We start from the raw sequence: 17355 nt of genomic DNA, 5'->3' as shown, positions 1-17355 counted from the left end.
CTTTACTGGGTGCTTTGAAACTCAGCTAGCTGGTACAAATGCGTACCCAAATCTAACCGCTGCAGCCACGCTTGTTGCCGCAGTGCCTCGGTGCTCGGCCCGTAGGAAAAGAGCCGCAGCGGCCGTTGCCGGGCCAGGGCCTGCAGCTGGGCCAGCACCTGCTGCATAATATGGCCCGTGAAGGGCGTAAACAGGTAAAACGCGGTGGCGTCGGCGTAGTCGGCGGTGCGGACATCGGCGCACTGAAACTGCACTTGCGGCAGGTTTAAGTCGTGGGCGCAGGCCTGGGCGTGGCGGCAGTAGGTAGGCTCAATTTCAATGCCGCGGGCAGTGGCCCCACTAAGCAGCTGCACCAGCAGTGGCACCTGGCCCAGGCCCGAGCCCAGGTCATAAAGCACGTCCTTCGGGGTGAGTTTGGCGGCCAGTTCCAGGATAATGCGGGCCGGGGTTTTCTGGTAATATACCATTTCCGGGTCGCGCTCTTCGGGCGCCGGCAGCTGGGCGGGCACCGGAAACAGGCCATTAGTCAGCACATCGAGGCTGTCGTAGTGGGTGGCAGGTGCGCCGTCCTGGCTGATGTTCCCGGCCAGGGTCAGCAGTTGAGCCCGCAGGCTGGCCGGGAAGTAGCTCCCGGCCCGGATAGTGGCCCGAAGCGTTGCAAATATCTCTTGGTCGAGGGCCCAAAAGCGGGCTTGCAGGGCTTTGGCCCGGCTTTTCAGGCGGCGTATGTCGGCTGTTGCGCCAACTGCCCGCAAGTCAGCCAGCCGGTCGAGGACACGTATTTCCAGTTCATCCTGGGCTTCGGCCCGGCTAGAAAAGCTGGACTTGTGGGTAAGCGCCGGATTGGCTTCCAGCGCCTCCAGCGCAGCCGCTATTTCGGTAATGGGCATGTACTTGCTTTCGGGGCGTGGAAAGGCCAGGTTGGGCACAATCGAAGCCTGACCACAATACCTCTGTTGAAACACAGGCAGGCGGTCAGGCCTTTTTGCGGCGGCTACCATCGCCCAATTACGCTACCGAAGATAAGGGGCATTCCTCATGCAGGTTGCCCCGGCCCTCCCGCGGTTGTCGAAGGTCCGGGGGACTTTCTACCGGGAATTGTGCTGATTATCACGGGTGTTTACCAGGCGTGGCGTATCTTTCTCGCCTTGTTCTGCGCTATGAAAAAACTCTTATTCCTGGTTTGCCTGCTGTCCGCCTGCCTGACGGCCCCGGCGCAAACCTTTACCGCCAGTGGCGGGAGCATCCCCGACGACAACGTCACCACGAGCTTTCCGCTGCCGGTGAGCGACCTAGCAGCCGCCTCCCTCAACGACCTGTTTGGCCTGGAGTCGGTGTGCGTGACCATTGCCCACCCCAGCGTGGGCAACCTGGTGGTGCAGCTGCAGGGACCCGATGGCACGGTGGTGGACTTATCGGTGCGCAACGGGGGCAGCGGGGCCAACTATACCAACACGTGCTTTTCCGCTACGGCGCCATACTCCGTGAAGGCGGGGTCGCCACCGTTCACGAACAGCTTCCGGCCCGAGGGTGTACTGGGTCAGTTCAACAACAACCGGCAAGGCAATGGTACCTGGAGCCTGCGCGTGCGCGACGCGCAAAGCGGCAGTGTAGGCAGCGTCACGTCCTGGACGCTCACGTTCGGCAACCAGCCCGCCACGCCCCCCGGCTTTGTATCGTCCAATCTGCCCATTGTGGTGATTAACACCGACGGCCGCACTATCCCCGACGAGCCCAAGGTGGATGCCTACATGGGCATCATCAACAACGGTCCGGGCAAGCGCAACCGCCTAGCCGACCCCTACAACGACTTCCACAACAAGATTGGCATTGAGCTGCGCGGCAGCTCCTCGCAGATGTTTCCGCAGAAGTCCTACAGCATTGAAACCCGCAACACGGCCAACGCCGAAAACGACACCGTGGTGCTGGGCATGCCCGAGGAAAATGCCTGGGTGCTCTACGCGCCCTACAACGACAAAACCGGCATGCGCAACGTGCTGAGCTATGATATAGCCAACCACACGGGCCACTACGCCTCCCGCACCCGCTACTGCGAGCTGGTGCTCAACGGGCAGTACCAGGGCATCTACGTGATGATGGAAAAGATCAAGCGCGACGCCAACCGGGTCAACATCAAGAAGATTGACCCGGTGGATATTTCCGGCAACAAGCTCACGGGCGGCTACATCTTCAAGATTGACAAGCCCACGGGCTCGGGCGGCAACGAAGGCTGGGACTCCAAGCAGCGCACTTCCACGGGCCGCACCCCACGCTTCCTCTACGAGTACCCCAAGGCCGATGAGATTCAGCCCCAGCAGGCCAAGTACCTGCAGGCCTACGTCGACTCAATGGAAACGGCCCTGGCTTCGGCCGACTTTGCCGACCCCAAAACCGGCTACGCGAAGTATATCGACGTCAGCTCCTTCGTGGATTACTTTATCCTGAATGAAATCAGCAAGAACGTAGACGGCTTTCGTCTAAGCACCTACCTACACAAAAAGCGCCGCAGCGACGGGGGCAAGATCTACGCTGGGCCCGCCTGGGACTACAACCTGGCCTGGTGGAATGCCGACTACTGCGGCGGCGACTCGGAAACCGGCTGGGCCTACAACTTCAACAGCGTGTGCCGGGATGACCCGTCGCAGATTCCCTTCTGGTGGACCCGCCTGCTCCAGGACCCGGCTTTCACCGCTGCCCTGCAGTGCCGCTGGAAAGAACTGCGCCAGCGTACCCTCAGCCTGGACCGCCTCAACACCTACATCGACTCCACCGCCACCCACCTCGACGAAGCTCAGACGCGGCACTTCCAGCGTTGGCCTATTCTGGGTACCTACACGTGGCCCAACCCCTCCCCCATCCCGGCCGATTATCCGGGCGAAATTGCGGCCCTGAAAAAATGGATAAAGGGGCGCTTTGCCTGGCTGGATGCCAACATGCCCGGCAGCTGCGGCAACGTAACGGCGGCCCAGCCAGCCGGCCCGGCCACCGCTACCGACGTATTTCCTAACCCCTTTGGGTCGGCGCTTACCCTGCGCACCACGCTCACGGCCCGCGCCTCGGTGCGGGTGCGCGTGCTGGACGTAACGGGCCGCCAGCTAAGCCTGGTGGAGTACGGCCAATTGCCCGCTGGGAAACATGAGCTGGCTATCAAACCCGCTCAAGCATTGGCCCCCGGCATCTACTTCGTGCAGGCAACCATCGGCAAGGCTGCTTACCATCTAAAGGTGGTGAAGCAGTAGCAACCTAAAAGCTCCTGAGGTAATTTTTAAGACGCTTGCTCAATAGCTCGTAAGAGTACCAGGCGGCGTTTCTACTCCCTATTGATGGTTTTCAGCTGCCCAAACCGCTTGTTAGTGGTCGTAGCTGACGACGCGGGTTACTTTCCACTGCCCGTCTTTCAGGCGCCACACCATCATGTTCTTAAAGGTACCGCAGTCGTCTTTGCCGTTTTCCACGTGGCAGAAGCGGTGCTGGTAGGTTTCTACGGCCCCATAGCCCTTGATGGGGAATACCTCCAACGTGCCGGGCACTAGCTGGCGGTTCAGGCCGGTGGTTTTGTTCTGGTCGAACATGTTCCGGAAGCCTTGCATGGTTTGCTGGAAGTTGGCCAGCCCACCTTTGTCGTGGTAGAATTCCAGGTCTTCGGCGAAGAAGGTTTGAAGCCGTTCCACATCGTGCCGGTTGAAGGCCACAAACATCAGACTATCCTGCCGGGCAATGGTGCGGTAAAGGGCCGCATCAATGGGCTTGGCGGCTACTGCCGCAACCGGGGCAATAGGTTTTGTAGTGGCACAGGCGGCCAGCACGGCTACACCGCTCAGAAGCGCATACCAGTTTTTCATAGCTTAATTCTTTTGTGTTGCGTTGGGATTACCGGCCCGGTGCTGATATGCCTGCTATCCATCTCCCCCATCTGCGGCAGCTAGCAACTCATGCCCTGGGCGGAGCCATGACTGGGCTTGGAGTCCGTGCCCAGCAGCGGATTCACCCGACCGGCGAGGTCGGGTGTTTGGGCCCGGGTCAGGAACTGGAAAACTGAGGAGAAGGAGCGCAGCGCGGTAGCGACTCATAAGCTTTTGCACAGCGTTGAAGCCGGGAATATAGGAAGCTGTAGTTGACGTTGCTGCTGTTTGCTTTCTTAATGACCTGGAAAGGCCGTGGAACCCCGTCTTCGGCGTAACTTCGTGGGCGGTATGCCCGGCCGCCACCCGGAGCCTACCCGCCACACTTTTCTCCTTTTCCCCGGCTACTCTCCCCGGCCGTTTTGCCTGCATGAAAATTCTCCGCGTCCGCTTCTTCAACCTCAACTCCCTGCGCGGCGAACATACCGTTGATTTCAGTCAGAGCCCTTTGGTAGATGCGGGCCTGTTTGCCATTACGGGGCCTACCGGCGCCGGCAAAACCACCATTCTCGACGCTATTACCCTGGCCCTCTACGGGCAGGTACCCCGCCACGAAAGCACCGGCCCCGAGCAGGTAATGAGCCACGGCACGGGCGAAAGCTGGGCCGAAGTGGAGTTTGAGGTCAATGGCCGGGAGTACCGCAGCAAGTGGGGCCAGTACCGCGCCCGCAAGCGCCCTGAGGGCAAGCTGCAGGACCCGCGCATGGAGCTGAGCGAACGGAAACCGGCCGCCGACGGTCCCGAAACCTGGGAGTTCCTGGAAACCTACAAGTCGAAGGTTCCGGCGAAAATAGCCGAGCTGAGCGGCCTGGAGTACCGGCAGTTCCTGCGCTCGGTCTTGCTGGCCCAGGGCGACTTCACCCGCTTTCTGAAAGCCCCGGCCGGGGAGCGGGCCCAGCTCCTGGAGAAAATCACTGACACCCGGAAGTACTCCGATATTTCCCGCGCCGCCTTCGAGCGAGCCAAGCACGAAACCCAGCAGATAGAGCAGCTGCGCACCGGCCTGGCGGGCGTGCTACTGCTGTCGGCCGAGGAAGTAGGGCTTCTGGAGGCGGAGGTTGAGGACCTTACCCGGCAGCTCACGGCCGCCACGGCCACCCAAGAGCACCTGCTGGCGGCGCGCCAGTGGCACTTGCGCCTGCGGGAGCTGCGCGAGAAGCTGCACACCACGCACCAGCGCCGCCAGCAGTTGACGGCTCAGGCCGATGCCCTCGCTCCGCTGCGCCAGCGCCTGGCTTTGCATCAGCAGGCCGCTCCTTTCGCCACCGACTACGCCCTGCTACGCCGCGCCACCGAGCAACTGGCCGGCCTGGAGCGGGAAACGGCGCAGCTCCGGGAGCAACTGCCCCTGCTGGAGGCGCGCCGCACCGCCGCCGAAACCGCCCGCAATGCCGCCCGTCAGGCACATGAGCAAGCCACCGCCGCGCAAAAACACCAGGAGCCCCGCCTGCGCGAAGCCGAGCAGCTGGACCTGCTGATGGCCGAGGCCCGGCGGCAGCTGCTACTGGGCAAGGCCGAATACGAAGAGAGAAACGAGCAGTGCAAACGCCTGAAAGCGGCGGCTGAAGTGACCAGCCAACGGGCGGCCATTTTGGGGGAGCAAGTCAGGGAAGCCGAAAAGTGGCTGCTGTTGAACGCCGTAGCCGGTGAGCTGGCCACCGACCTGCCCGAGCTTTCGGCCAACCTGCAGCAGTGGGCCGGCTTGAAATCGGCCCTGGGCCAGCTAAGCCAGCGCCTGCACGAAGCCCGGCTCCGGCAGCAACAGGCCGCCACCGAAGCCGCCACCCAGCAGCAAGCTGCTGAGGTGGCCCGCCAGGAGCTGCTAACGCATACCAGCCGTTTGGCCGAAGCCAGCCAGGACCGCGACGAGTGGCTACGGCGCCTGCGCTACCACGTGGCCAGCCTGCAGCAGGAGCAGGAGCGCGAGCAGCTGCATTGGGACGACCTGCGCCGCAGCCTGCACATGCAGCAGCTTATCCTCTCCCACGCCGATACGCGCCTGCTGCTGGAAGCGGGTCAGCCCTGCCCGGTGTGCGGGGCCACCGAGCACCCGTACCTGGCCGGCGTGCTGGGCGTAAGCGAAGACGCTTTTCAGCGCGACCGGGAGCGGGAGGAAAAACTTAGCCAACAGGTCAGGGCTCTGGGGGCGCGTTTCAACCGGCTTAATACTTACGTGACTATGCTGGAGCAGACCGGGCCCGAGCCGGTAGCTGCTGCCGCTGCCACCATTCAGCTGCTGCCCGAAACGGCGGAGAAAAGCGCCGCCGAGCACGTCAAGGCCCTGGTGCAGACGCTGCGCACCCTGCGCGACCAGCAGACGACCGCCGAGCAGCGCGTGCAGCAGGCCCAGCTGCACCAGGAAGCCGCGGCCCGCCAGCACCTGGCCTACAGCGAGGAAGCTGGTAAGCTGGCCCAGGAGCTGGCCGATGCCGAAGACCAGGTCCACCCCGTGCGGGCCACCATCCAAAGCCACGCCCAGTACTTCGGCTTACCGTTCACCACCGAAAACGGGCAGGCCCTGATGGAGCTGGCGCGCCAGCGCATGGCCGAGTTCGACCAAAAAACGAAACAGCTCCATGAAGCTAAACAGGCGCTGGGCGGCGTGAGCGTGGAAGCGGCCAAAGCCGAAGCCGATCAGCTGGAGCTGCAAGCGTGGCTCAAGGTTCGCAAGCAAGGCCTGGTAGACCAGCACGCTGCCATCCAGCAGCAGCAGCAGCAGCGTCAGGAGTTGCTCCCCGATGCCGATGTAGCCCGGGTACGGCAGCAGCTGGAGGCGGCCGTGCGCGAGGCCGAGCAACAGCGCCAGGAAGCCGAGCAGCTGCTAAACCACCACGAAACGGCCCGCACAGTGGCCGCCAACAGCTTGCAGCAGCGCCAGCAGGAAACCCAGCAGCAACAGCAGGCGCAACAGCAGCAACAGCAGGCGCTGGCCGCGGCCCTTGCTGCCGCCGGCCTCACCCCCGACCCGGCCGCCCTGCCGGCGCTGCTGCTAGCCGAAGCCGAAGCCAGCACCCTACTCAACCAGTTGCACCGCCACGAGCAGGACGTCGCGCTGGCCGAACAAACTCTCCAGGAAACCACCGCGCTGCTGCAGCACGAGGAAGGCCGCACCCTCACCCCGGAGCCCCTGGAAAGCATCGACCAGCAGCTTACGGCTCACAATCAGCACCTGGCGCGACTCAACCAACAGCTGGGTCAGCGCCAGGAGCGCCTGAGCAGCCACCACGCCGGGCAGGAGCGCCACGCCGCGCTGGCGGCGGCTCTGGAAAAGCAGCAGCTGGAAGCTCGCCGCTGGCGGCAGCTGGCGGAGCTTATTGGCTCGGCCGATGGCAAGAAGTTCAGTGAGTTTGCCCAGGGCCTCACCCTGGCCCGCCTCGTAGACCTGGCCAACCGCCACCTGCACCGCTTCACCGACCGCTACCGCATCCAGCGCAGCCCCGAGCAGCACCTGGACTTACTTATCCAAGACGAGTACCAGGGCGGGTCCGTGCGCTCCATGAACTCGTTGTCGGGAGGGGAGAGTTTTCTAGTGAGTCTGGCCCTGGCCCTGGGTCTTTCGGAACTGGCGGGCCGCAAAACGCAGATTGACACGCTCTTCATCGACGAAGGCTTTGGCACGCTCGACCCCGACACGCTGGATGTGGCCCTCTCGGCTTTGGAAATGCTGCAGGGCACCGGCAAAACCATCGGCATCATCTCCCACGTGGAGGCCCTGAAGGAGCGCGTCACCACCCAAATCAGCGTGCGCAAGGGCGCGGGCGGCATCAGCTCCCTGCAGGTACTGGGGTTTGGGGAGGAAGTGTAGCGTAGTGCTTACTGCCCTACCGTTCTGATTTCGGCCCAGGTCCAGTACCGCTTCGGCTCAATGCCCGCGTAGCCTGCCCGGAAAAAGGCCACTACTTCCTGTTCAAGCGCCCCGGGCTGAATAGACGAGGAATAGATGGGCCGCTGAGTGGGGTTGGCGTAGCGCTGGGGCTTGGTGAGGCCTTTGCCACTCAGGCGCAGGAGCGGCCCCGTATCCGTAATGCCGTCGAAGGTCCAGCGGCGGGGCGTTTGCTCGCGGGCATTCAGCTGGCTGGCCAGGCCATCGAGGGGCAGGCGGGGCAGCGTGGGGCGGCTTTCCAGGTCTATCCAGGTGGTGTACTTGTACTCGAACTCGTAGCGCTGCCCGTCATACAGGCTTAGCACCATATCGGTGCCGATGCTTGGCGCAAACAGGGCGTAGTACGGCAGGGGTTCGGGCGTGGTCACCACCGTCAGGCCAACGTCGGGGTAGCGCCTTACCGTGGTAGCCGGGCCGTGCACCACGGCCCGGGCCTGCTTTACCCGCTGGTATTCCGGCTCCCAGATGGCCTGGCCCGCTTCGGGGTTTTGGAGTAGCTCGGCAAAGCGGGGCAGAAACCAGGCAAACTTCTCGGCCGAGGCTTCATCTTCCCGACGGCGGCGGGCCGGGGCCCCGAAGGGCTCATAAAACCGGGTTTCTTCCTCAGCATTCAGCCAGCACACCAGTTGCAGGGCGTGGTCGGCCAGCGGGTGCTGCCAGTCCAGCTCCCGGAAGTCGCCGAGGGTAGCTACCAGGCGCAGCAGTTCCCCGTGCTGCAAGGCCAGCGTCGGGTTCAGCAGGGCCCACACGCCCACAAAGCCATCTATGTCGAAGTGGTTGGCGGTAACAGCCAGGCCCGCCTGAGCAAGCGTTTTATCGGCCCGCAGAGCACGGAGCACCGAGCCGGCACTGGTATCGTCGCGCAGGGTGGGGGGCGTAGCGGCTCCGCGCCAGTGGGCCAGCGTGAGGGCGGCGCCCAATCCTGTGCTGTCTACCACAATCGTGGGCTGCCGGCGCAACTGCTGAAAAGAAACGAAGTAGTTGTTCAAGGGACTTCGGGCGTGTAAGCCGCTAAAATAGCGGCTAGGCGCGGCAACGGCGCGTCGTACTTCACTTTTTGCGGCGGTTGCGAATGCGCTCCACCCGGCTGCGCCGAATCCACTGCAGGTAGGTTTGCAGCTCTTCCGCTTGGCGCAGCAGGTCGATGGAGTGATAACGCCGGGCCAGCACCTTGTTGTGCAGCAGCGTGTGCACGGTGCTGTGGCAGGGTTGGCAGAGGGCTACCGTGGGCCCATGGCGCCCACCCTCTTCCCGCGGCACCAGATGATGCCGCGAAGTGCGCTGCACTTCCCGCTCGCAAAGCTGGCATACGGCCTCGGCGGAATGCGGGCGGACCGGCACAACTATTTCTGGTACGTTATTTGAACGCATTTTTTTCACAACGCACTACGTGTTAACAGCTTCCGCAATGGGGTTTTCTTGGCTCCCCATACGCCTGCGTCACAAAAAAGAATAGTGAGTGGTTGATATAATTCCCGCGCTTCCTGTTTATATTTGATTACACGAGATGATATCCACCCACCAATCAAACGTGTCTTACCTGATTTAGCTTCTTTTCTACGCTCTGTTTTCTTCCTCGCGGTTTCACTCATATACTTCCGTTCAGCATGCACACCTCTACTTTTGCCTTTTCTTCGCGGCTCCAGCAGCTGCTGCGCGTAGCCGGCCTTTTGCTGGTTATGTTGGCTATGCGCCCGGCTACGGCCCAGGCCCAAACCTGGATGGTATCTACCGACGCTTACATCCGCCTGGGTGTCATGGATAAATTTGGAATTCTGGGAACGTACACTGCCAAATTCATGGTCACCAACCAGGCTACGGGCAAGGTGTACATCCTCACCAAGGAAATTGAAAAAGGCCAGAATGGGGCCGACGTGATGTACCCGGCCGACCCCACCAATGGAGACTATTTTAAGTCGGAGGCCGGTGAAGCCGCCAAAGCCCAGCCCGGGCGCTACGTGTGGGAGTGCCAGGTAGCTGGTAAGCGCGTGGTGAGTGGGCGGTTTGAGTTTCCCGTAACCGCTAATGACGTAACCGTGGTGGAAAAAAATCGAAAATAACTATTCACTTTTCTCGTAACAAAGCGTCTGGGGCCGTAGCCCCGGACGCTTTTTCGTTTTAAATCTTCCTGCCATGCCTAAAAAATCCTTTGCCGACCTTATCAACTCCCCCGGTATGCCCGTGCTGGTGGATTTCTACGCCGACTGGTGCGGCCCCTGTAAAACCATGGCCCCGATTCTCCAGCAGGTTGCGGCCAGTTACCAGGGCAAGCTCAAGGTGATTAAAGTAGACGTGGACCGTAACCAGGCCGCCGCGCAGCAGTTTCGGGTGCAGAGCATTCCAACGCTTATTCTGTTCCATAAAGGGCAGCCCGTGTGGCGGCAGGCCGGCGTAGTGCCCGCTCAGCAGCTGCAGCAGGCCATGCAGCCGTATTTGTAGACTTTTTCCGGGGAACCGGGTTTGCTATACTAACCACCCCCGCCCAGGCGTTTACCTTTGTGGCTGTTTGGTGGGTTATAGCTTAGGGCTGATGCGGATTTCGTTACTTCTTGGAACACTTCTTTTTGGATTTCTTTCTTTTTGGGCTGGCCCGGCAACGGGACAGCAGCGCATGGTTACCCTGAGCGGCCGGGTGCTGGGTGAGGCCGGCATCCTGCCGGGCGCCACCGTGGCGGTGCCGGTGCTAAGCGCTGGCGTCACGGCCGATGAGCAGGGCAACTATTCGCTTTCTTTGCCCGCCGGACGCTACCAGGTGGTGGTATCCTTCATCGGCTACCAGACGGTGAAGCGCGACCTGAACCTGCGCAATAGCCAGCAGCTGGACTTTCGCTTGGCCCCGGCCGGCAACGAACTGGGCGAGGTGGTGGTGGAAGCCAGCGGCACCCTGGAGCAGAAACAGCAAAGCACCCAGATGAGCGTGGAGCGGCTCACGGCTACCGAGGCCAAGCTACTCCCCGCCTTGTTTGGGGAAGTGGATATCCTGAAAACCCTGCAGCTGAAGCCGGGCGTGCAAAACGGCGGCGAGGGTACCAGCGGCCTGTTCGTGCGCGGGGGCTCGGCCGACCAGAACCTGGTACTGGTAGACGATGCGGTGGTGTACAACCCCAATCACTTATTCGGGCTGTTTTCGGTGTTCAACTCCGATGCCGTGCAGAGCGTGGACCTCTACAAAGGAGGCTTTCCGGCGCAGTTCGGGGGGCGTCTCTCCTCGGTAGTGGATGTGAAGCTGCGCGAGGGCAACAACCAGAAGCTGGGCGTGACGGGCGGCCTGGGCCTTATTTCTTCCCGCCTTACGGTGGAGGGCCCGCTCAAGAAAAACAAAGGCGCATTTCTGGTGTCGGGGCGGCGCACCTACTTCGACATCTTTACCCGCCGGATCAACCAGCTCAACGAGGGCGACCCGGACTTCAACCCCATTCCCGACTACTACTTCTACGACTTCAACGCCAAGGCCAACTACACCCTGGGCGAAAAAGACCGGGTGTATTTGAGCGGCTACTACGGGCAGGATAAGTTTGGCTTCAACTCTACGGGTGGCTTCAACTTCAATTTCAACTGGGGAAATGCTGTGGCCTCAGCCCGCTGGAACCACGTGTTCAGCCCACGCCTGTACGCCAACACCTCGGCCTCGTTCACGCACTACAAGTACGAAATTGCCAACAAGCTCGACCAGTTCAGCTTCAACCTCTCGTCCACTATCCGGGACTACACCCTCAAAACGGACTTTGAGTACACGCCTAACGAGCGGCACACCGTGCGCTTTGGGGCCATGGGCACCCAGCACCGCTTTGGAGTAGGCCGCCTGAAGGCCGGCTCCACCGATGGGCGCCTGAGCTTCGGCGACGACGTGGGCTACGATGGGCAGGAAGGCGCCCTCTACGCCACCGACAACTTCCGGGCTTCCGACCGGTGGCAGCTGGAAGGCGGCCTGCGCCTGACGGGCTTCCGCAGCGGTACCGACGCCTACGCCGGCCTGGAGCCGCGCGCGGCGGCCCGCTACACCCTTTCGCCCAAGCTCACGCTCAAGGCCAACTACGCCCTGATGTACCAATACCTGCACCTGGTTACAAACTCCGGCGCCTCCCTGCCCACGGATATCTGGTACCCCTCGCGCCTGTCCGTGAAGCCCCAGCGCAGCCAGCAGGTGTCGGCCGGGGCGAGCTTTCTATTTGCGGGAGGCCAGTGGCTACTCACCAACGAGGTGTACTACAAGTGGGCGAAAAACCAGGTTGACTTCCGCGACGGGGCGCAGCTGTTCGTGAACCCCGACCTGGACGCGGAGTTTCTGTTTGGGAAAGGCTTCGCCTACGGCAACGAAATCTACCTGGAAAAGAAAACCGGCCGCACCACCGGCTGGGTAGGCTACACGCTTTCCTGGACCAAGCGGCGCTTCCCGGCCCAGCGCGGCACGTCGGGCATCAACAACGGGGAGCTATTCTATCCCACCTACGACCGGCGCCACAACCTGACGGTGGTCGGCCTGCACCAGCTTAGTAAACGCGTGAACCTGACGGGCTCCTTTACCCTGAGCTCCGGCAACCCCACCACCCTGCCGCTGGCGCGTTTCATCTTTCAGGATATTTATGGCGACGATGCCTCGGCCGTGCCGGTGTACCCCAACCGCAACGGTTACCGCCTGGCGGCCTACCACCGTATGGACCTGGGCGTGGTCTGGAAGATGAAGCCCACACGCTGGTTCACGGAATCAGACCTCACGTTCAGCATCTACAACGCCTACAACCGCCGCAACCCCTACTTCGTGTTTTTCGACCAAGTGAAAAACGAGGACGAAAGCCAGGTTATCGGCTACCGGGCCCGGCAGGTGTCGTTGTTTCCGGTTATTCCTTCGGTGACGTATAATTTCAAATTCTGAACCACGGATTCATGCGGATTATGCAGATTTCACGGATTTTAGGGACGGCGCACTGCGGTCAGCGGGGCCTCGGCGTGCTGGGCTTGTGCGCCCTGCTCAGCAGCTGCGGCCTGCAGCAGGATATCGACGTGGAGCTTCCCGCCTACCCCGCCCAGCTGGTGGTGGAGTGCTACCTGGAGCCCGGCAAAGTGCCCCAACTGACCGTGACGGAAACGACGGAATACCTGGCCGACCCCAGCCCCAGCCTGCCCCAGCAGGTGCAAGTGATACTAGGGGGGCCAGCGGGGTGGCGCGACACGCTGCGGTTCGCCCCTGCCCTCGACCCAATCACTCAGAAAGCCTATACCCACCGCGGCCGCGCGCCGCTGCAAGCCCGGCCCGGCGACGTATTCACGCTCGACGTTACGGATGAGCAGGGCCGCCACCTTACGGGCACGGCCACGATGCCCGCCATTGTGCCCATCGACACGGTGGAGTGGAAGTTCAACGACCAGCCCGAGGCGCAGCGCAAGGCCTACGTACTCGTACGATTTCAGGACCCGCCCGAGGCTGGCAACTACTACCGCTTCCAGATTCACCGCGACAGTGTGTCCAAAGACCCGGAAGTAGATTACAACCCGCAGGACCGCCTGAACAATGGGCGGGAATTTACGCTGGGCACCAGCTATGAGTTTGCGCCCAACGATACGCTCGTCGTCACGCTCTACCACCTGGATAAGGCCTACGCCGACTTTATGCAGTCGGTAGATGATGCGCGCGGGGCCAACGGCAACCCTTTTGCTCAGCCCGCCGGCATCAAAAGCACGGTACAGGGCGGCTTGGGCGTGTTCACCGTGCTGAGCTACCAGCGCCGCACGGTGGTGATAAAATAGCCTGGGGTGCAACGTAGCCACGCCGGGCGGACTCTTAGCAGGTAGCATCCACCTTTTCCTTGTAGCAGCTATGAGCCGTACGTTTTCCCTCGCGCTGGTTTTTCTTTTTGTATTTGGGCTGGTGAGCAGCTGCGAAAACACTTCCTGCGGCTGCGACCCGGCACCTTCTTATTCGGCCAGCGCCCTGCTTTACACCTGGCGGCTGGATGAAGTAGCCGTAGGCGGCCAATCAAGCTCCAAAGGCAACGATATCAAGGACCGCTACAAGCGACAGTTCAAGAGCGACGGTACCTACACCCAAACGCAGCTGGACGACAACTCGACCACCACCGGCACCTGGAAGCTTACGGGCCAGAACAACATGCTGCTGGAAATCACCGACCACAAAGGCGCTACGGCTACCTATAACCTGGGCACCGTTGACAATACCACGCTGGTATACAGCTTCATCAACAAAGACCAGTTGCTGGAGCAGCATATTTTCTCCCGGCAATAGGGGGTTAATGTGCTGGGCTTCGCTAATGTGAGAAATGTGGAGAATGTGCTACTGTCAAGGGAATGTGGGCAATGTGCTGATGTGAGGGAATAGGCTGCGCCAAGGGGCTACAGCGGGGCGGTGCTCCTCAGCGGCCTGTAAATCTGGTTATGAGCCGGCTGCAAGTAGAGTCACAGGCCGCCTGTAACTCTACTTGCAGCCGGCTCATAACCCGGTTGCGCAAGGCCTGCAATTGAGTTGTGAGCCGCCCACAAGGCAGCGCCCTCACGCTCCGTTGGTGCACACCAGCATCGGAGTGCACCTCCGCCCATTCCCCATTAGCGCAGCCTATTCCCTCACATCAGCACATTCTTCACATTTCTCACATTCGCGAAGCCCAGCACATTAAATCACAGCTTTTCCAGCACCTGCTGTAGCAGGGCAGTAAGGCGGGGCTCGGCTACGGCGGCGGTGCGCAGGATGTCGGCAATGTCTACCTTCTTAAGTTTGCCAGGGGCGCACAGGTCGGTGATGACGGATACAGCCAGCACGGGCAGGCCCATGTGCACGGCGGCAATGACCTCGGGCACGGTGCTCATGCCCACCGCATCGGCCCCGATGGTGCGCAGGTAGCGGTATTCGGCAGGCGTTTCGAGCATGGGACCAGGCAAGGAGGCGTATACGCCCCGGCGCAGATACTGCGTGAAGCCCAGCTCCTGCGCGGCCTCCTCGGCCAGCGCGAGCAGGCTCTGGTCGTAGGGCTCCATCATATCGGGAAAGCGCGGGCCTAGCTCGTCGAGGTTCGGGCCGATGAGTGGGTTGGTGGGCTGCAGGTTGATGTGGTCTTCCAGCAGCATCAAGTCGGAGTAGTCGTAGTCGGGGTTGAGGCCGCCGCTGGCGTTGCTCACGAACAGGTGCCGGATGCCCAGCAGCTTCATTACGCGCACCGGAAACACCACCTGCTGCATGGTATAGCCCTCGTAGTAGTGAAACCGCCCGCGCATGACCAGCACCCGCTTGCCGGCCAGGGTGCCCACCAGCAGCTCGCCAGCGTGGCTTTCCACCGTAGAAATTGGGAAGTGCGGAATCTCGGCGTAGCTGAAACGGTGCTGCACAGCCACTTCTTTAGCCAGAGCGCCCAGGCCCGTACCCAAGATAATGCCGGCTTCAGGTTGAAAATCGGGCAGGCGCTGGCGGAGGTATTCGGCGGCTTCGAGGAGGTCTTGCATCACAAAGGGAGTTTCGGGTTTCGGGTTTCTGGTTTTTAGTTGCTGGTTATTCAGGCGCAGGCAAGAAACCGCAAGGTTGAGAAAAAGTATGTCATCCTGAGCAAAGCGAAGGACCTTCTCCCGCAAGAACAACTATTGTTCCGGCGAAAGAAGGTCCTTCACTTTGCTCAGGATGACAGTCGGGGCGCCTCCTGACAACCAGCAACTAGAAACCTATTCCACGTTCAGCACGAAGGGGGCGCGCATTTGTACCCCTTTCATTTCCGAGAGCTGCTTGTACTGCTCGAACATGGGGTAGAGCGGGCCCATTTCCGACTTCACCATGCGCAGGCGGGCTTCCTCGTTAAAGGAGCTGAACAGGTTTTCGGCAAAGGTTTTCTGGCGGGGCAGCTTCTGAATGCGGTAGTCATCGGCTTTGAGGTTGGCGCGGCGGGCGGCAATGCGCAGGGCATCGTCGAAAGAACCCAGCACGTCTACCAAGCCGCGGGCTTTGGCTTCGGTGCCCGACCATACCCGGCCCGAGGCAAACCCGCGCAGGCGCTCTACCGGCATGCGGCGGCCGGCGGCGGCCTTAGTGGTAAAGTCGGCGTAGATGCGGTCTACCTCTTTCTGGAACTGCTGCTGCTCGAAGGGCGTGAGGGCGCGCGTCACGGTGGGGAAGTCCGAGAACTTGCCGGTGGTTACCCGGTCGGTGGTGATGCCGAGCTTGTCGCGCAGGAACGGCTCGATGTTAGGCAGCACCCCAAACACGCCGATGGAGCCGGTGATGGTAGTGGGGTTGGCCACGATGGTGTCGCAGCCCATGGCAATAAAGTAGCCGCCCGAGGCCGCCACGTCCGACATGCTGGCAATGATGGGCTTCACTTTCTTGGTGAGCATCACCTCGCGGTAGATGATGTCGGAAGCCAGGGACGAGCCCCCGGGCGAGTTGATGCGCAACACCACGGCTTTCACTTTCTTGTCGAGGCGGGCCTTGCGGATGGCCTCGGCGAAGCGCGTGCTGCCAATGTTTTCGTTGCCGCCCTTGCCCGTCACGATGTCGCCATCGGCGTACACCACGGCAATGCGGTTGCCGCTGCTGTTTTCGTCCTCATCCTCGGCTTTCAGGTAGTCGCTCAAAGACACCAGGCTCAGCTTCTCGTCTTTCTCCACGCCCAGCTTCCCCTTTATGTAGTCGGTGGCCTGGTCGTAGTAGCCCAGGTCCGTTACCAGGCCCAGGCGCTTGGCGTCGTCGGCGTTGTGCACCAGCATCGAGTCGCTGATGACTTTGAGGCGGTTGGGAGCAATTTTGCGGGCCTTGGCCACGTCGGCCAGCATAGCGCCGTTGAGGGAGTTCAGGAAGGACGAGGTTTGCAGGCGGGCCGAATCCGACATGTTGGTGCGGAAAAACGGCTCCACGGCACTTTTAAACGAGCCTACCCGGAAAATCTGGGCCTGAATGCCCAGCTTGTCGAACAGGTTTTTGTAGTACATGGTCTCGGAGCTGAGGCCATTGAACTCCAGGGTACCTTGGGGGTTCAGGTAGAGCTTATCGGCCACGGAAGCCAGGTAGTAGCTTTTCTCCGACTGCGCGTCGGTGTAGCTCACCACAAACTTGCCGCCCTGTTTGAACTCGACCAGCTCGTGGCGGATTTCCTCCATCGTGGCCATGCCCCCCTGTACCATCTCCAGGTTCAGGAAGATGCCTTTGATGTCGTCATCGGTTTTAGCGCGGCGGATGGCAGCTTTCAACTCGTCCAGGCCCGTGGTGGCCTGCCCCCCCGTAATCGAGGACAACGGATTCTCGAAGCCCCGCTCGGCAATGGGCTTATCGAGCTTGAGCTCCAGCACGGAGTTGCTGGCTACGGTTACATCTTTTTCGGAGGAAGCGGCGGCTACAATGAAGCCCAGGAGCAGCACAAAGGCTACGACGCCAAACAGCACAAGGCCCGTGAGCGTGGCCAGGACATACTTTAAGAATTGTCTCATCGGAAAAGTTAGCGAGTTCGGTACGCTAACAAAAGTAGCGGCTTTGCGGCCCTGATTCTGGCAAATCAACCAACGGGCCGTTTCGGCGGGTCAACGCGGGCAGGCGGCGGGTAATGGGCAGCATGAGTGGATGGCAACCAGCGCCTCTCTAGG

13 protein-coding genes are annotated in these 17355 nt (G+C 61.4%); 7 read left to right on the top strand and 6 right to left on the bottom strand.

Annotated features, from left to right (window positions below):
- Positions 1-2: 2 nt before the first annotated feature.
- Positions 3-929 (bottom strand): class I SAM-dependent methyltransferase, encoded by a 927-nt coding sequence (locus tag HER32_RS16530; protein ID WP_168682656.1) that lies wholly within the window; start codon positions 927-929, stop codon positions 3-5.
- A 231-nt stretch (positions 930-1160) separates the two neighbouring features.
- Here HER32_RS16530 and HER32_RS16525 point away from each other — a divergent pair, with 231 nt between their 5' ends.
- Positions 1161-3239, top strand: a complete 2079-nt coding sequence (locus tag HER32_RS16525) for a CotH kinase family protein (protein ID WP_168682655.1) — start codon at positions 1161-1163, stop codon at positions 3237-3239.
- Positions 3240-3350: 111 nt separating this feature from the next.
- On the opposite strand, the gene HER32_RS16520 is transcribed toward HER32_RS16525, so the two are convergent.
- Entirely contained in the window at positions 3351-3842 is a 492-nt protein-coding gene (locus HER32_RS16520; RefSeq protein ID WP_149071767.1) for a nuclear transport factor 2 family protein, read from the bottom strand.
- A gap of 430 nt (positions 3843-4272) precedes the next feature.
- On the opposite strand from HER32_RS16520, the gene HER32_RS16515 reads away from it, so the two are divergent.
- Positions 4273-7707, top strand: coding sequence for an AAA family ATPase (locus HER32_RS16515; protein ID WP_168682654.1), 3435 nt, complete (start codon positions 4273-4275; stop codon positions 7705-7707).
- A gap of 8 nt (positions 7708-7715) precedes the next feature.
- Here HER32_RS16515 and HER32_RS16510 read toward each other — a convergent pair whose 3' ends face one another.
- Both HER32_RS16510 and HER32_RS16505 read right to left on the bottom strand, forming a co-directional pair.
- The gene (locus tag HER32_RS16510) at positions 7716-8774 is read right to left on the bottom strand and encodes a DUF6687 family protein (protein ID WP_168682653.1); all 1059 of its coding nucleotides are present in this window, start codon (positions 8772-8774) and stop codon (positions 7716-7718) included.
- 61 nt (positions 8775-8835) lie between these two features.
- Positions 8836-9126 (bottom strand): HNH endonuclease, encoded by a 291-nt coding sequence (locus HER32_RS16505; protein WP_232066291.1) that lies wholly within the window; start codon positions 9124-9126, stop codon positions 8836-8838.
- A 266-nt stretch (positions 9127-9392) separates the two neighbouring features.
- Between HER32_RS16505 and HER32_RS16500 the strand changes: the two genes are divergently transcribed.
- From HER32_RS16500 to HER32_RS16480, 5 genes are all read left to right on the top strand, one after another.
- On the top strand, positions 9393-9845 hold the full coding sequence (locus tag HER32_RS16500; protein WP_168682652.1) for a hypothetical protein: 453 nt from the start codon (positions 9393-9395) through the stop codon (positions 9843-9845).
- A gap of 73 nt (positions 9846-9918) precedes the next feature.
- Positions 9919-10224 (top strand): thioredoxin, encoded by a 306-nt coding sequence (gene trxA / locus HER32_RS16495; protein WP_149071762.1) that lies wholly within the window; start codon positions 9919-9921, stop codon positions 10222-10224.
- 172 nt (positions 10225-10396) lie between these two features.
- On the top strand, positions 10397-12658 hold the full coding sequence (locus tag HER32_RS16490) for a TonB-dependent receptor (RefSeq protein WP_232066290.1): 2262 nt from the start codon (positions 10397-10399) through the stop codon (positions 12656-12658).
- A 20-nt stretch (positions 12659-12678) separates the two neighbouring features.
- Positions 12679-13530: a DUF4249 domain-containing protein gene (locus HER32_RS16485; RefSeq protein WP_168682650.1), complete on the top strand. Its 852-nt coding sequence runs from the start codon at positions 12679-12681 to the stop codon at positions 13528-13530.
- 70 nt (positions 13531-13600) lie between these two features.
- Positions 13601-14026: a lipocalin family protein gene (locus HER32_RS16480; RefSeq protein ID WP_168682649.1), complete on the top strand. Its 426-nt coding sequence runs from the start codon at positions 13601-13603 to the stop codon at positions 14024-14026.
- 389 nt (positions 14027-14415) lie between these two features.
- Here HER32_RS16480 and HER32_RS16475 read toward each other — a convergent pair whose 3' ends face one another.
- Positions 14416-15234, bottom strand: coding sequence for a purine-nucleoside phosphorylase (locus HER32_RS16475; RefSeq protein ID WP_168682648.1), 819 nt, complete (start codon positions 15232-15234; stop codon positions 14416-14418).
- Between the two features lie 213 nt (positions 15235-15447).
- Positions 15448-17202 (bottom strand): signal peptide peptidase SppA, encoded by a 1755-nt coding sequence (gene sppA, locus HER32_RS16470; RefSeq protein WP_168682647.1) that lies wholly within the window; start codon positions 17200-17202, stop codon positions 15448-15450.
- Positions 17203-17355: the final 153 nt, after the last annotated feature.

This window comes from Hymenobacter sp. BT18 (genome assembly GCF_012273015.1).
Classification (GTDB): Bacteria; Bacteroidota; Bacteroidia; order Cytophagales; family Hymenobacteraceae; genus Hymenobacter; species Hymenobacter lutimineralis.
The sequence above is the reverse complement of the archived record's forward strand: the minus strand, read 5'-3'. Positions and strand labels throughout refer to the sequence as shown.

Excerpts from the sequence above, each read along its gene's own strand:
- HER32_RS16515 (WP_168682654.1), top strand. The coding sequence starts at position 4,273 with ATGAAAATTCTCCGCGTCCGCTTCTTCAACCTCAACTCCCTGCGCGGC.
- sppA (WP_168682647.1), bottom strand. The coding sequence starts at position 17,202 with ATGAGACAATTCTTAAAGTATGTCCTGGCCACGCTCACGGGCCTTGTG.
- HER32_RS16475 (WP_168682648.1), bottom strand. The coding sequence starts at position 15,234 with ATGCAAGACCTCCTCGAAGCCGCCGAATACCTCCGCCAGCGCCTGCCC.
- HER32_RS16485 (WP_168682650.1), top strand. The coding sequence starts at position 12,679 with ATGCAGATTTCACGGATTTTAGGGACGGCGCACTGCGGTCAGCGGGGC.
- trxA (WP_149071762.1), top strand. The coding sequence starts at position 9,919 with ATGCCTAAAAAATCCTTTGCCGACCTTATCAACTCCCCCGGTATGCCC.
- HER32_RS16520 (WP_149071767.1), bottom strand. The coding sequence starts at position 3,842 with ATGAAAAACTGGTATGCGCTTCTGAGCGGTGTAGCCGTGCTGGCCGCC.
- HER32_RS16525 (WP_168682655.1), top strand. The coding sequence starts at position 1,161 with ATGAAAAAACTCTTATTCCTGGTTTGCCTGCTGTCCGCCTGCCTGACG.
- HER32_RS16480 (WP_168682649.1), top strand. The coding sequence starts at position 13,601 with ATGAGCCGTACGTTTTCCCTCGCGCTGGTTTTTCTTTTTGTATTTGGG.
- HER32_RS16490 (WP_232066290.1), top strand. The coding sequence starts at position 10,397 with ATGGTTACCCTGAGCGGCCGGGTGCTGGGTGAGGCCGGCATCCTGCCG.
- HER32_RS16500 (WP_168682652.1), top strand. The coding sequence starts at position 9,393 with ATGCACACCTCTACTTTTGCCTTTTCTTCGCGGCTCCAGCAGCTGCTG.